Here is a 13088-nt window from a genome sequence, read left to right on the forward strand (position 1 = left end):
CCATTCATGATCCGTTTATGAAGCCAGACAAAGCCTGAGCCAACGCTGACGGGTTTTCCCAGGACATTGAATGGCCCGCATCAGGGATAATTTTTACAGCAACGCCTTTTTGTTGCAGGCGATTAAAATCTTCATCAGGCAGGGACCACTCACCAAAAACTAACATGACCGGGCAGCTCAATGACAAAAACAGGTGTTCCCAGTCGGGTTTAACGCCCTTAACCAGGCTCGTTGCGCCGCGCCAGACGGCCCAGGGGGCATTGCTTTGAAGGCTTCCAGACCACGCCGACGTTTCCGCCCGCAGCATGTCATCATAGCCCTGTTCCAGAAAATGTTGTTCCGTTTGGGCCGCAATTGCCCGGCTGAACATCCCGCCACCCGCATGAAAATTGGGTTCAGACACTATCAGGCCTTTAACGCGTGACTTTAGCAGCGTTGCCGTTTCGATAGCGATACTCCCCCCCATGCTATGACCATAGAGCCAAAGACTATCCAGGCCGAGATGGTCTAACAGTTCAACCACCACCTGCGCCTGTTCACTTGTGCGATAACGGTAGTTGTCAGGTTTGTCACTGTAACCGCTACCGGGGAGATCGATCAGAATGGCTCTGCGCCCCCCGAAACGGGTATCACAGACAATACGAGGATATTCATACGACGATGCACAGCCCAACCCGTGGATAAACACAACCGGTTCATCGAAACCGGGAAGATCCTGCCAGCGCACCGTGCAGCCTGCTTGCTGTGAATAGAAACTGTTCATAAGCACTCCATGTATGACGGACTGTATATTTATACAGCCTCAATGTACGGAATGCTATGTCTGGATGCCGATTCTTGAAGCGTGCTTCAGAAAAGAGAGATTAACAGGGCAACAGGAAAGCTCATCGGCCAGGTAGATCCCACCAGGAATGCGCTCAACAGGCGAATACGTTTACGATCTTTAGACAGGAACCAGGTAATTAATGCGCAGATGGAGGCCATGATTGCGTAGAACACCAACATCTTTTGATACAACGTCATTCTGTTTACCTGAGCCGAAAAATAACCGCACGCAATATGCGTCATATGTTGACACAGATCAAGTTTTTTCGTTACACAATAACCACGTAATTATTCATGATAATAACAACTGAGTACCTTGTGTAACAACGCCGGGTAAAGCAAAACGGTTATTATTGATAAGATGTATATAGAATGCACTTTTTGGTAAATCCATCCCTGCAGAAAGCAGTCTAATAAAAGCAGGCTTTTAAGGGAGGAAACATGCTACGCATTCCGCAGAGTTGCATTCACACCCGTTCCACGCCTTTCTGGAACAAAGAAACGGCCCCCGCCGGCATTTTTAAACGTCACCTTGATACGGGCACGCAGCCGGGCGTTTACCCTCGCCTGTCGGTGATGCGCGGCGCGGTGCGTTATCTGGGCTATGCTGATGAATTTACACCTGAGCCTGACAGCGAGCTCGTCATTGAAGCGGGTCGTTTTGGCGTTTTCCCGCCAGAGAGATGGCACCACATTGAGGTGATGACCGACGACACCCTGTTCAATATTGAATTCTTTGTTGAACCTGAGGTGCTTAAGTCCCTTTAAGCACCCGCCAACATGAAGGAAACTATTATGTTACGTATTCCTGAAAACTTTGTTCATACCCGCTCGACACCGTTCTGGAATAAAGAGAGCGCCCCAAAAGCGCTTTTTACCCATCACAACACCAAAGCCGGCGTGTACGGTCGGTTGTCCGTCATGCAGGGTGCGGTGCGTTACTTTGGCTTTGCCGATGGCGATGCCACCGAACCCGATCTGGAAGTGATCATTGAGGCCGGTTCTTTTGGCATCTCGCCACCGCAAAAATGGCACCGCATTGAGCTACTGACCGACGACACGTATTTTAATATCGACTTTTTCGCGGATCCTGCCGTCACGCTCAGCGGTGCGGGTATCGGTAAAGTGGTCAACACGCATAAGGAGTAAATAATGGGTAAGGCTACCTATACCGTGACCGTCACCAATAACAGCAACGGCGTGTCGGTGGATTATGAAACACAAGCGCCAATGGAGCTGTTGATCCCGGACGTCGCGGCAGATGTCGTGAAGGATCTGGTGAACACCGTTCGCGCCTACGATACGGAAAATGAACACGAGGTCTGTGGCTGGTAAGCTGAATCGCCCAGCACTGCGCCGGGCATGAGGGTTTAGTGTTTAAACATGACATGTCGGACTACCGTGTAATCCTCAAGTCCGTAGACCGACATATCTTTTCCGTAACCGGATAACTTCATCCCGCCGTGCGGCATTTCGCTCACCAGCATAAAATGGGTATTGACCCAGGTGCAGCCATACTGCAACCGTGCGCTGAGGCGATGGGCGCGTCCGACGTCTTTTGTCCAGACGGACGAGGCCAGGCCGTATTGCGAATCGTTAGCCCAGCTCAGCACCTGCGCTTCATCCTCAAATTCCGTCACGCTGACCACCGGGCCAAACACTTCGCGCTGGACGATCGCATCTTCCTGCTTCGCCCCGGCCAGTAGCGTTGGCTGGAAGTAATATCCTGCCCCCGCTCTTTTACTGCCACCGGTGACGACGCGGATATGTCCAAGGGCTTTGGCTTCGTCCACGGCAGCGCAAACGCGGGAAAGATGCGCAGCGGAGCTGAGCGGGCCCAGCTCCGTTGATGTATCGTCCGGCGCGCCCATTTTCAGGCTGGTAACAGCTGCGCCCAGCTTTTCGACCAGCGCGGAGTAAATCCTCTTCTGGGCATAGATACGACAGGCTGCGGTACAATCCTGACCAGCATTGTAGAAACCAAACGTACGCACGCCTTCAACCACGGCATCCAAATCTGCATCGTCAAAGACAATGACCGGGGCTTTTCCACCCAATTCCATATGGGTACGTTTAACTGAAGATGCGGTATGCCCGATAATATGTTCTCCGGTAGCAATAGAGCCGGTGAGAGAAACCATACGGACTTTTTCGTGACCGGTCAGCGGATCTCCTACGGTTTTGCCGCGACCAAACAGCACGTTGAGCACGCCTGGCGGGAAGATATCTTTCGCCAGTTCCGCCAGCTTCAGCGCCGTCAACGGGGTGATTTCAGACGGCTTGATGACGACACAGTTTCCCGCCGCCAGCGCGGGCGCCAGCTTCCACGCCGCCATCATCAGAGGATAGTTCCAGGGCGCGATAGAGGCGACAACGCCAACCGGGTCGCGGCGGATCATCGAGGTATGTCCTTCGAGGTATTCTCCAGCAGCCAGCCCATTCAGGCAGCGGGCGGCCCCGGCAAAGAAGCGAAACACATCGACCACGGCCGGGATCTCATCTCCCTGGACACAGTGCAGCGGTTTCCCGCAATTTAGCGACTCCAGTTGTGCGAACGCGTCAGCGTTGGCTTCTATCACATCAGCCAGTTTCAACAAACTTTCGGCGCGCGTTTTGGGCGTCGTTAGCCCCCACTCAGTGAACGCGCGATCGGCAGCCTGGACGGCAGCGTCCACCTGTGCTGCCGACGCTTCAGCAATCTCCAGCAATACTTCACCCGTGGCAGGATTGTAAACCGCCTGCTTCTCACCCTCGCCGGTCACCAGTTCACCATTAATCAGCAGTTGATTTTGCATAGCATCGTCCTGTTGAAATCGACATAGTTTTCGCTGTCAGCACACGTTCTGGCGGGTCGATGCGTGACAACGTCACGTTACCAATCCACACTCCCTTACTAAAGGTAGACCGCGCGTCATGTCGCTTCAGGAATTTTCATCAAGGTGTGACTGGGGGCAGCATCATTTCGCGAATTAACGCCGCCAGCTGGACGACCGCCTGCTCCTCCCGCTCGCCCCATCCCCATGAGGTATTGAAACGGAAAAACGGTGTCCAGATATTGGACGTGGAAAACATTTTGCCGGGCGCAATGCTGATTTGATGAGTTAATGCCTTTTCACCCAACTGCCCCGCATCCAGCTCTTCAGGCAGTTCCAGCCATAAAAAGTAGCCGCTGTCGTTATGATGGATTTTGACGCCAGCAGGCATATGGCGCAAAAGCGATTGCCAGGCCTGCTGTTTGCGTTCAGCAAGCGTGCGCCGCAGGCGACGAAGGTGGGCGTCGTAACGTTTGGTCGCCAGGTAATCCACCAGCGCCAGCTGCATGGGGGAGCTGGTGGATAACGTACTCATCAGCTGTAACTGCTGAATACGGCGCGCATGTTTTCCCGCCGCCACCCAGCCAATACGGAAACCGGCCACCAGACACTTGGAGAATGAGGAGCAGTGCAACGTCATATCCTGCTTATCCCAGGCCTTTGTCGGAAGCGGCTTTTCGCGGCCAAAGTAGAGTTCGCTGTAAACATCGTCTTCAATCAGCGTGACGTTATGCCGGGTTAATAAGGCCACCAGCTGAGCTTTCTTCTCTGCACTCAGCGTGAAGCCGAGCGGGTTCTGACTGTTGGTCATCAGCCAGCAGGCTTTCACCGGATAATCATTTAACGCCTGCTCAAGGGCACTGAGATCGATGCCCTCACGCACGTCAGTAGCAACCGACAGCGCTTTCAGTTTCAGACGTTCAAGTGCCTGGAGTGCGCCATAAAAACAGGGGTTTTCAACGATAACCCAGTCACCTGGTTCAGTGACAGCCTGCAAACTAAGGTTGAGTGCTTCGAGCGCGCCCGCGGTGATCACAATTTCATCCGGGGAGATATTCATCCCCTGCTGAGCGTAGCGACGGGCAATGGCATGACGTAAGTCTACGTTACCCGGCGGCAGGTTTTCAATCACGCTCATGGCCGTGGCCGTTTTACTGACATTAGCCAGCGAGCGGTTGAGTTGCTGAAGCGGGAATAGGCGCGGATCGGGAAATGCCGAGGCAAAAGGGACAACGGAGGGGTCGCGGCTGGCCTGTAGCACGTCGAAGATATAGGTGTTGATGTCAACTACTTCATCGCGCATCACCTGCGCGGGCGGTGCTGGCTGGTGTGTGGTCGGACGGGCGGCAACGTAATAGCCTGACTGCGGTCTGGCAACAATGCGCCCCTGACTTTCCAGCATCTGATACGCGTGGCCCACGGTCATGAAACTCATGCTGCTGCTTGCCACCTGCTCTCGCAGAGAAGGCAGCTTATCACCCGGCAACCATACGCCAAGCTCAATCTGCGAGATAATTTGTTGCGCCAGACGCTGGTATTTTTTCATCAGATTCTCCTTATTGCTGACAGTGTATATCAGCAGGAGAAAAAGAGAAGAATTTGCTAACTGTTATGGGAAACGCGGTAGATTACTTGCGGTACTCAGTAATGTGATTCTGAGCAGAACGCGCTGCGGCCAGGTGGTCGAGCGTGATCATCGACGATTTGCAGAAAATGCATTTTGCGCCGAACGGATTTTTGTCAGACACATCAAAAGCTGAGGTGCGGTACTGCGAGCCATGACAGCATGGGCAGCGGAAATGGATATAAGAAGTCATAGGATTCTCCTGTAAACGTAAAAACGTAAATTACTCATGAGCCGATCAGGCAAAAGTTGGTTCGATACAAAACTAATCGGAATGTAGATAAAGACCCAAGAGAGGCTGCGGAGAGGCACAACGTGATGAGAACTGCTTTATAAAACTACGTCAGATATTTATTTGGATTCAAAACCAGAAATCCATTAACGCATGTTACTGGCGACAAAGCAAGCTGTTTAATGCGTAAAAATCATAAAAAGAAATTTTTTATTCTTCCTTGTTAGCTATATCAGCCAGATAAAGTTCACCTTTTCCCACAACTGTTATAGATAAATTATCAATTTCTGCTTCTGATATCTCATTTTCCCCCTCTTTATCATAACAGCACACCGTTTAACATTGAGGCAGTGCATGTTTGGTCCAGATGCGTTTCATCTTGCGCGAATACAGTTCGCCTTTACCGTATCCTTTCATATTATTTTTCCGGCGATAACCATTGGCCTGGCGAGCTATCTCGCCGTACTGGAAGGGCTGTGGCTGAAAACAAAAAACCCCGTCTGGCGTTCGCTGTACCATTTCTGGTCGAAGATCTTCGCCGTCAACTTTGGGATGGGCGTGGTCTCCGGCCTGGTGATGGCTTATCAGTTTGGCACCAACTGGAGCGGGTTTTCGCAGTTTGCGGGCAGCATTACCGGCCCTCTGCTGACCTATGAAGTGCTCACCGCGTTCTTCCTTGAGGCGGGGTTCCTCGGGGTAATGTTATTTGGCTGGAATAAGGTCGGGCCGGGGCTGCACTTCTTTTCGACCTGCATGGTGGCACTGGGGACCCTCATGTCTACGTTCTGGATCCTCTCGTCAAACAGCTGGATGCAGACACCGCAAGGGTATGAAATCATCAACGGTCAGGTCGTTCCGGTGGACTGGTTTGCCGTGGTGTTTAACCCCTCCTTCCCTTACCGCCTGCTGCACATGTCGATTGCGGCATTTCTCAGCAGCGCGCTGTTTGTCGGAGCCTCCGCGGCCTGGCATTTGCTGCGCGGAAACAACACGCCTGCCATTCGCACCATGCTCTCCATGGCGTTGTGGATGACGTTGATCGTAGCCCCTGTTCAGGCACTGGTGGGTGATATGCACGGGCTTAATACCTTAAAACACCAGCCCGCGAAAATAGCCGCCATTGAAGGCCACTGGGAGAATTCGCCGGGTGAGCCTACTCCACTGCTGCTGTTTGGCTGGCCGGATATGGAGCAGGAACGGACCCGTTTTAGCCTTGAAATTCCCGCTCTCGGCAGCCTTATCCTGACCCACAGTTTCGATAAACAGGTTCCGGCATTGAAGGAGTTCCCAAAAGACGATCGCCCGAACGCCACCATTGTCTTTTGGTCTTTCCGCATCATGGCCGGTTTTGGGATGTTGATGCTCTTCCTGGGCATGGTGGCGGTCTGGCTGCGTTACAAACAGCGCCTCTACACCTCACGTTCCTTCCTGTGGTTTGCCCTGCTGATGGGGCCGTCCGGGCTGATCGCGATCCTCGCCGGATGGGTAACAACGGAGGTCGGCCGCCAGCCCTGGGTCGTCTATGGGCTACAGCGTACGAAGGATGCGGTTTCCGCACATGGCGATCTGCACATGAGCATCAGCTTGCTGGCCTTCTTCGTGGTTTATACCGCGGTGTTCGGCGTGGGTTACAGCTATATGGTGCGTCTGATTAAAAAAGGACCGCAGCCTTATGAATCCTTCGCGACTGAATCCGATGGCCGCCCTGCTCGTCCGCTTTCTGCCGTCACCACTGAATTTAAGGAGTAACCGTAATGGGTATCGATCTTTCCATTATCTGGTTCGTGATTATCGTTTTCGCCACGTTGATGTATATCGTGATGGACGGTTTTGATCTGGGGATAGGCATACTGTTTCCGGTAACGCCGAATGCGGACGATCGCGACGTAATGGTCAACAGCGTGGCTCCCGTCTGGGACGGCAACGAAACCTGGCTGGTGCTTGGCGGTGCGGCCCTGTTTGGCGCCTTTCCTCTCGCCTATGCGGTGATCATCGACGCGCTAACCATTCCACTGACAATAATGCTGATCGGGCTTATATTTCGTGGCGTCGCCTTCGAATTTCGCTTCAAAGCGACTCCGGCGCACCGTCCGTTCTGGGATAAGGCCTTTATTGGCGGGTCAATTGTGGCGACCTTCAGCCAAGGCATCACCGTCGGCGCGGTCATCCATGGGTTCAACGTCACCGGTCGTGCTTACAGCGGTGGTCCGTTTGACTGGTTTACCGCGTTCAATCTTTTCTGCGGTGCGGGTCTTGTGGTGGCTTACGCACTGTTAGGAACAACGTGGCTGGTAATGAAAAGTGAAAATGCCCTGCAACAGCGGATGCGTCAGGTATCGAAAGTGCTTCTGCTCCTGCTTCTGGTATTCATTGCGGTAATCAGTATATGGACCCCTCTCGCCCAAGCAGCCATTGCTGCGCGCTGGTTTACGCTGCCAAATCTGTTTTATCTGCTGCCCGTTCCTGCGCTGGTTGCGATCCTGAGTCTGTGCCAGTGGCGCTGCCTGAACGATCCTGCGAGCCATACACTGCCGTTTATCATGACGTTAGGGCTGGTTTTTCTTGGCTTTAGCGGGCTTGGGATCAGCATCTGGCCGCATATCATCCCGCCGGACATTACCCTCTGGCAGGCCGCTGCGCCAGCCCAAAGCCAGGGCTTCATGCTGGTGGGCGCACTGTTGATCATTCCTGTGATTCTGGTCTACACCTTCTGGAGTTATTACGTTTTTCGCGGAAAAGTACAGCATGGGGAGGGTTATCACTGATGCAACAACCTGTATGGAAACGTTTGATGTGGCTTGCCATCATCTGGGGCGGCAGCGTCCTGGCACTGGCCTGCGTAAGTATGCTCTTTAAAATGCTGATGGCCGCAGCCGGATTTAAATCGCACTAATTCATTCACCGGGTGCGTTGCCGCCCGGTCCTTATCTCGCACTTTCAGATAAACCCCATTAACACCCTGGAGGGTATGGTTACACTGAAAAAATATTTACAGCATTGATAGTTTGAGAAGAAAAATGAAAAAGCTCGCGGCAGTAAGTTTAATCAGCCTCGCACTGGCGGGATGCGTTAATCCCGGTAAAGCCTCCGTTCAGACCGATCAGTTAGAGAATCACCGTTTCGTGCTGGAAAACGTTGATGGCAAAGCGGTTAAGGGCCTGAAAACGCAGCCTGAAATTCGGTTCAGCGCGCAGCCCAGTATCAGCCTGATTAACAACATTGCCGTCTCCGGCACAATGTGCAACGGCTTCAACGGCCAGGGAAAATTGTCCGAAGGAGAGTTGACGGTCAAAACGCTGGCAATGACGCGGAAACTCTGCACCGAGCCGCAGCTTAATGAACTTGATCAGACCCTAGCCGATATGCTACGCACAGGCGCTCAGGTAGACCTGACCGAAGACCAGTTAACGCTGGCGACAGCCAATAAGTCTTTAATGTTTAAGCGAGTTGAATAACTCAGTAACTCCCGCACGATCCTACGGCAAGCGACTGCTCACTACAGCGTTTGCCGTTTGGCAACGCGCACATGCCGATAGCGGAGCCGTCGAGCTGACGGGCAACGGAGAGTGACCCTCCGATCATTGCGCAGTTGGCCTGGCCTGAACTGGACATAGCCGCTCGCATACCTGGCGTAACGTGTGCCGCTGTCGCCTGCTGTACAGGTTCATTGCTGCATGCCGACAACAGTAACGCGGCACATCCGACCCAAAATGCAGAACGCATACCTTCCTCCCCATAGTTAAAGCGAAACCTATGCATAATAGGCATCACGCACCGCATCGTCGAGAGCGGATGTGCGTATTTATGCGCTCTGGTAACAATTTCTCGCAATTTTTTATCGCGAATAGCCATCCAGTCATTGATACAGCGCATCCCAAGGACACAAAAGCGAAAATCGTAAAACCTGAGCTTTGCTAAAATACACAGATAATATTCAGGGTCTGTCGTCGTTTTACAGGCCCTTCATTTTTGCGCAATGTAAGGGTGTTGTCCTATGCAAACTATTGACGGCAATGGTGCAGTCGCGTCTGTTGCGTTTCGCACCAGCGAAGTTATCGCCATCTACCCCATCACCCCAAGCTCCACGATGGCTGAACAGGCTGACGCCTGGGCTGGTAATGGGGTAAAAAACGTCTGGGGCGATGTCCCGCGGGTTGTTGAGATGCAGTCCGAAGCCGGCGCCATAGCCACTGTGCATGGTGCGTTGCAGACCGGTGCCCTGTCGACCTCGTTCACCTCGTCTCAGGGGCTGCTGTTGATGATCCCCACGCTTTACAAGCTGGCAGGACAATTAACGCCTTTTGTCCTGCACGTCGCCGCACGTACTGTAGCCACACACGCGCTCTCTATTTTTGGCGACCACTCAGACGTGATGGCCGTGCGTCAGACCGGCTGCGCTATGCTCTGCGCCAGCAGCGTGCAGGAAGCACAGGACTTCGCGCTGATTTCGCATATCGCCACGCTGAAAAGTCGAGTGCCATTTATTCATTTCTTCGATGGTTTTCGCACCTCTCACGAGATCAATAAAATCGTTCCGCTGCCGGATGACACCATACTGAACCTGCTGCCGCAGGCAGACATTGATGCCCATCGCGCTCGGGCCCTCAATCCGGAACATCCGGTGATCCGGGGTACCTCTGCCAACCCGGATACCTATTTCCAGTCCCGCGAGGCGACAAACCCGTGGTACAACGCGGTATATGAGCACGTCGAACAGGCGATGGACGATTTTGCCGCTGCGACGGGTCGCGCATATAAGCCATTTGAATATTACGGTCATCCGCAGGCCGAGCGCGTGATCGTCCTGATGGGCTCCGCCATCGGCACCTGCGAAGAGGTGGTCGATGAGCTTCTTACGCGTGGTGTAAAAGTTGGCGTACTAAAAGTTCGCCTCTACCGTCCATTCTCTGCTAAACATCTGCTCGCAGCCCTGCCGGAAAGCGCACGTGCCGTGGCGGTACTTGACCGCACCAAAGAGCCTGGCGCGCAGGCTGAACCCCTTTACCTTGATGTAATGACCGCTCTGGCTGAGGCGTTTAATCACGGTGAACGCGAAACGCTGCCGCGCGTCATTGGCGGGCGTTATGGTTTGTCTTCCAAAGAGTTCGGGCCGGAGTGCGTCCTGGCCGTATTTGCTGAACTGCGCGAGGCAAAACCGAAGCCGCGCTTTACGGTCGGCATTTATGATGACGTGACTAACCTTTCTCTCCCTTTGCCGGAAAACACCCTGCCCTCGAATGCGAAACTGGAAGCGCTGTTCTACGGTCTGGGCAGCGACGGCAGCGTCTCGGCGACCAAGAACAACATCAAAATTATCGGTAACTCCACGCCGTGGTATGCGCAAGGGTATTTCGTTTACGATTCCAAAAAAGCGGGCGGGTTGACCGTCTCGCACCTGCGCGTCAGCGAACATCCAATCCGCTCGGCATACCTGATTTCTCAGGCGGATTTTGTTGGCTGTCATCAGCTCCAGTTTATCGATAAATACCAGATGGCCGAGCGCCTGAAGCCCGGCGGTATTTTCCTGATCAACACCCCGTATAGCGCCGATGAGGTCTGGGCACGACTGCCCCAGGAAGTCCAGGCGGTGCTAAACCAGAAACAGGCGCGCCTGTATGTCATTAACGCCGCGAAGATCGCCCGCGAGTGCGGCCTGGCCGCGCGTATCAATACGGTTATGCAGATGGCGTTCTTCCACCTGACCAATATTCTGCCGGGCGACAGCGCGCTGATGGACCTCCAGGGGGCGATAGCCAAAAGCTACAGCAGCAAAGGTCAGGAGCTGGTTGAGCGCAACTGGCAGGCGCTGGCGCTGGCCCGCGAGTCGCTGTTCGAGGTGCCGTTGCAGCCGGTCAATACCAGCAGCCCGAACCGGCCGCCAGTGGTGTCTGACGCTGCCCCGGATTTCGTCAAAACCGTTACGGCGGCGATGCTTGCCGGGTTGGGCGACACTCTTCCCGTCTCTGCGCTTCCGCCTGATGGCACCTGGCCGATGGGCACGACCCGCTGGGAAAAACGCAACATTGCCGAAGCGATCCCTATCTGGAAAGAAGAGCTGTGCACCCAGTGCAACCACTGCGTGGCGGCCTGCCCGCACTCGGCCATTCGCGCCAAAGTGGTGTCGCCAGAAGCGATGGCGGACGCACCGGAAAGTCTGCACTCGCTGGATGTAAAATCCCGTGATATGCGTGGCCAGAAATATGTTCTTCAGGTGGCACCAGAGGACTGTACCGGCTGTAACCTGTGCGTCGAGGTGTGCCCGGCGAAAGATCGTCAGGATCCCTCAATCAAAGCCATTAATATGATGTCGCGTCTGGAACATGTTGAAGAAGAGAAAGTGAATTATGACTTCTTCCTCGACCTGCCCGAAATCGATCGCAACAAGCTGGAACGTATTGACATTCGTACCTCGCAGCTCATCACCCCCCTCTTCGAGTACTCCGGGGCGTGTTCCGGATGCGGTGAAACGCCGTACATCAAACTGCTTACCCAGCTTTACGGCGACCGGATGCTGATTGCCAACGCGACGGGCTGCTCGTCAATCTATGGGGGGAACTTGCCGTCTACGCCTTATACCACCGACGCGTATGGCCGCGGCCCGGCTTGGGCAAACTCGCTATTTGAGGATAACGCAGAATTTGGTCTGGGATTCCGCCTGACGGTCAATCAGCACCGCGCCCGCGTAATGCGTCTGCTGGAACAGTTTGCCGATAAAATCCCGGCAGAGCTGAATGACGCCCTGCATGCGGAGGCCACGCCTGACGTTCGTCGCGCACAGGTTGCTGAACTGCGCCACGCGCTTCAGGGTGTTGAAGGGGCTGAACAACTGCTGACCGATGCTGACGCGCTGGTTGAAAAATCTATCTGGCTGATCGGTGGCGACGGATGGGCCTACGATATTGGTTTCGGTGGTCTTGATCACGTCCTGAGCCTCACCGAAAACGTTAACATTCTGGTGCTTGATACTCAGTGTTATTCCAACACCGGCGGACAGGCCTCGAAAGCAACGCCACTGGGTGCGGTCACGAAATTTGGTGAGCATGGCAAACGTAAGGCGCGTAAAGATTTGGGCGTCAGCATGATGATGTATGGACACGTCTACGTCGCTCAGATTTCGCTGGGCGCGCAGCTTAACCAGACGGTGAAAGCCATTCAGGAGGCGGAAGCGTATCCTGGCCCGTCGCTGATCATCGCCTATAGCCCGTGTGAGGAGCATGGCTACGATCTGGCGCTTAGCCACGACCAGATGCGTCAGCTTACCGCAACCGGCTTCTGGCCGCTGTACCGCTTTGACCCGCGCCGTGCCGATGAAGGAAAATTACCGCTGGCGCTGGATTCACGTCCGCCTTCAGACGCCCTTGCCGAAACCTTACTTCAGGAGCAGCGTTTCCGCAGGCTGAACGCTCAACAACCAGAAGTAGCAGAGCAGCTATGGAGGGACGCGGCAGCGGATCTTCAGAAGCGTTATGACTTCCTTGCACAGCTGGCGGGGAAAGCGGAAAAATCAACCAGCGAATAACCGTTATGCCCGGCTTGTCCGGGCATTTTTTTGCCATAAAAAAGCCCGATGCACGTGCACCGGGCTAATCCAGAA

General features: G+C 54.1%; 14 protein-coding genes. 8 read left to right on the top strand and 6 right to left on the bottom strand.

Going from position 1 to position 13088, the window contains the following annotated elements; all coding sequences use genetic code 11:
- Positions 1 to 4 precede the first annotated feature (4 nt).
- Together ACQG2Q_RS12510 and ACQG2Q_RS12515 are read right to left on the bottom strand one after the other, a co-directional pair.
- Positions 5 to 763, bottom strand: coding sequence for an alpha/beta fold hydrolase (locus ACQG2Q_RS12510; protein WP_063849095.1), 759 nt, complete (start codon positions 761 to 763; stop codon positions 5 to 7).
- Between the two features lie 86 nt (positions 764 to 849).
- On the bottom strand, positions 850 to 1023 hold the full coding sequence (locus ACQG2Q_RS12515) for a GhoT/OrtT family toxin (RefSeq protein WP_003856960.1): 174 nt from the start codon (positions 1021 to 1023) through the stop codon (positions 850 to 852).
- A 243-nt stretch (positions 1024 to 1266) separates the two neighbouring features.
- Here ACQG2Q_RS12515 and ACQG2Q_RS12520 point away from each other — a divergent pair, with 243 nt between their 5' ends.
- From ACQG2Q_RS12520 to ACQG2Q_RS12530, 3 genes are read left to right on the top strand one after another with little or no spacing between them, the layout of a single operon-like run.
- Positions 1267 to 1593 carry a DUF1971 domain-containing protein gene (locus ACQG2Q_RS12520; protein ID WP_022648249.1) on the top strand — a complete coding sequence of 109 codons (327 nt, stop codon included), beginning with the start codon at positions 1267 to 1269 and terminating at the stop codon, positions 1591 to 1593.
- Positions 1594 to 1620: 27 nt separating this feature from the next.
- Positions 1621 to 1974 carry a DUF1971 domain-containing protein gene (locus ACQG2Q_RS12525; protein ID WP_022648250.1) on the top strand — a complete coding sequence of 118 codons (354 nt, stop codon included), beginning with the start codon at positions 1621 to 1623 and terminating at the stop codon, positions 1972 to 1974.
- A gap of 3 nt (positions 1975 to 1977) precedes the next feature.
- Positions 1978 to 2160, top strand: a complete 183-nt coding sequence (locus tag ACQG2Q_RS12530; RefSeq protein WP_014070439.1) for a DUF1869 domain-containing protein — start codon at positions 1978 to 1980, stop codon at positions 2158 to 2160.
- A 35-nt stretch (positions 2161 to 2195) separates the two neighbouring features.
- Here ACQG2Q_RS12530 and patD read toward each other — a convergent pair whose 3' ends face one another.
- The 3 genes from patD to ACQG2Q_RS12545 form a co-directional block, all read right to left on the bottom strand.
- Positions 2196 to 3620, bottom strand: a complete 1425-nt coding sequence (gene patD, locus ACQG2Q_RS12535) for an aminobutyraldehyde dehydrogenase (protein ID WP_096216839.1) — start codon at positions 3618 to 3620, stop codon at positions 2196 to 2198.
- A 139-nt stretch (positions 3621 to 3759) separates the two neighbouring features.
- Positions 3760 to 5184, bottom strand: coding sequence for a PLP-dependent aminotransferase family protein (locus ACQG2Q_RS12540; RefSeq protein ID WP_063849097.1), 1425 nt, complete (start codon positions 5182 to 5184; stop codon positions 3760 to 3762).
- Between the two features lie 82 nt (positions 5185 to 5266).
- Positions 5267 to 5455 carry a hypothetical protein gene (locus tag ACQG2Q_RS12545; protein WP_017693360.1) on the bottom strand — a complete coding sequence of 63 codons (189 nt, stop codon included), beginning with the start codon at positions 5453 to 5455 and terminating at the stop codon, positions 5267 to 5269.
- 393 nt (positions 5456 to 5848) lie between these two features.
- Between ACQG2Q_RS12545 and ACQG2Q_RS12550 the strand changes: the two genes are divergently transcribed.
- The 4 genes from ACQG2Q_RS12550 (at position 5849) to hslJ (ending at position 8949) form a co-directional block, all read left to right on the top strand.
- Positions 5849 to 7243 (top strand): cytochrome ubiquinol oxidase subunit I, encoded by a 1395-nt coding sequence (locus ACQG2Q_RS12550; protein WP_063849098.1) that lies wholly within the window; start codon positions 5849 to 5851, stop codon positions 7241 to 7243.
- Positions 7244 to 7248: 5 nt separating this feature from the next.
- Positions 7249 to 8259 carry a cytochrome d ubiquinol oxidase subunit II gene (cydB, locus tag ACQG2Q_RS12555; protein WP_063200111.1) on the top strand — a complete coding sequence of 337 codons (1011 nt, stop codon included), beginning with the start codon at positions 7249 to 7251 and terminating at the stop codon, positions 8257 to 8259.
- Positions 8259 to 8387, top strand: coding sequence for a DUF2474 domain-containing protein (locus ACQG2Q_RS12560; protein WP_017693358.1), 129 nt, complete (start codon positions 8259 to 8261; stop codon positions 8385 to 8387). The genes cydB and ACQG2Q_RS12560 overlap by 1 nt, the downstream gene beginning before the upstream one ends.
- A gap of 124 nt (positions 8388 to 8511) precedes the next feature.
- Positions 8512 to 8949, top strand: coding sequence for a heat shock protein HslJ (gene hslJ / locus ACQG2Q_RS12565; RefSeq protein WP_023300211.1), 438 nt, complete (start codon positions 8512 to 8514; stop codon positions 8947 to 8949).
- 1 nt (position 8950) lies between these two features.
- Here the strand turns inward: hslJ and ACQG2Q_RS12570 are convergent, their stop codons facing one another.
- Positions 8951 to 9217, bottom strand: coding sequence for a putative hemolysin (locus ACQG2Q_RS12570; RefSeq protein ID WP_003856935.1), 267 nt, complete (start codon positions 9215 to 9217; stop codon positions 8951 to 8953).
- 271 nt (positions 9218 to 9488) lie between these two features.
- On the opposite strand from ACQG2Q_RS12570, the gene nifJ reads away from it, so the two are divergent.
- Positions 9489 to 13013, top strand: coding sequence for a pyruvate:ferredoxin (flavodoxin) oxidoreductase (gene nifJ, locus ACQG2Q_RS12575; RefSeq protein WP_096216840.1), 3525 nt, complete (start codon positions 9489 to 9491; stop codon positions 13011 to 13013).
- The last annotated feature ends 75 nt before the right edge of the window (positions 13014 to 13088 follow it).

This window comes from Enterobacter cloacae complex sp. 370H10, from assembly GCF_050031535.1.
Classification (GTDB): domain Bacteria; phylum Pseudomonadota; class Gammaproteobacteria; order Enterobacterales; family Enterobacteriaceae; genus Enterobacter; species Enterobacter intestinihominis.

Coding starts and splice junctions, on each gene's coding strand:
- patD (WP_096216839.1), bottom strand. CDS start 3,620: ATGCAAAATCAACTGCTGATTAATGGTGAACTGGTGACCGGCGAGGGT.
- hslJ (WP_023300211.1), top strand. CDS start 8,512: ATGAAAAAGCTCGCGGCAGTAAGTTTAATCAGCCTCGCACTGGCGGGA.
- nifJ (WP_096216840.1), top strand. CDS start 9,489: ATGCAAACTATTGACGGCAATGGTGCAGTCGCGTCTGTTGCGTTTCGC.
- ACQG2Q_RS12530 (WP_014070439.1), top strand. CDS start 1,978: ATGGGTAAGGCTACCTATACCGTGACCGTCACCAATAACAGCAACGGC.
- ACQG2Q_RS12545 (WP_017693360.1), bottom strand. CDS start 5,455: ATGACTTCTTATATCCATTTCCGCTGCCCATGCTGTCATGGCTCGCAG.
- ACQG2Q_RS12540 (WP_063849097.1), bottom strand. CDS start 5,184: ATGAAAAAATACCAGCGTCTGGCGCAACAAATTATCTCGCAGATTGAG.
- ACQG2Q_RS12560 (WP_017693358.1), top strand. CDS start 8,259: ATGCAACAACCTGTATGGAAACGTTTGATGTGGCTTGCCATCATCTGG.
- ACQG2Q_RS12570 (WP_003856935.1), bottom strand. CDS start 9,217: ATGCGTTCTGCATTTTGGGTCGGATGTGCCGCGTTACTGTTGTCGGCA.
- ACQG2Q_RS12525 (WP_022648250.1), top strand. CDS start 1,621: ATGTTACGTATTCCTGAAAACTTTGTTCATACCCGCTCGACACCGTTC.
- ACQG2Q_RS12520 (WP_022648249.1), top strand. CDS start 1,267: ATGCTACGCATTCCGCAGAGTTGCATTCACACCCGTTCCACGCCTTTC.
- ACQG2Q_RS12550 (WP_063849098.1), top strand. CDS start 5,849: ATGTTTGGTCCAGATGCGTTTCATCTTGCGCGAATACAGTTCGCCTTT.
- ACQG2Q_RS12510 (WP_063849095.1), bottom strand. CDS start 763: ATGAACAGTTTCTATTCACAGCAAGCAGGCTGCACGGTGCGCTGGCAG.
- cydB (WP_063200111.1), top strand. CDS start 7,249: ATGGGTATCGATCTTTCCATTATCTGGTTCGTGATTATCGTTTTCGCC.
- ACQG2Q_RS12515 (WP_003856960.1), bottom strand. CDS start 1,023: ATGACGTTGTATCAAAAGATGTTGGTGTTCTACGCAATCATGGCCTCC.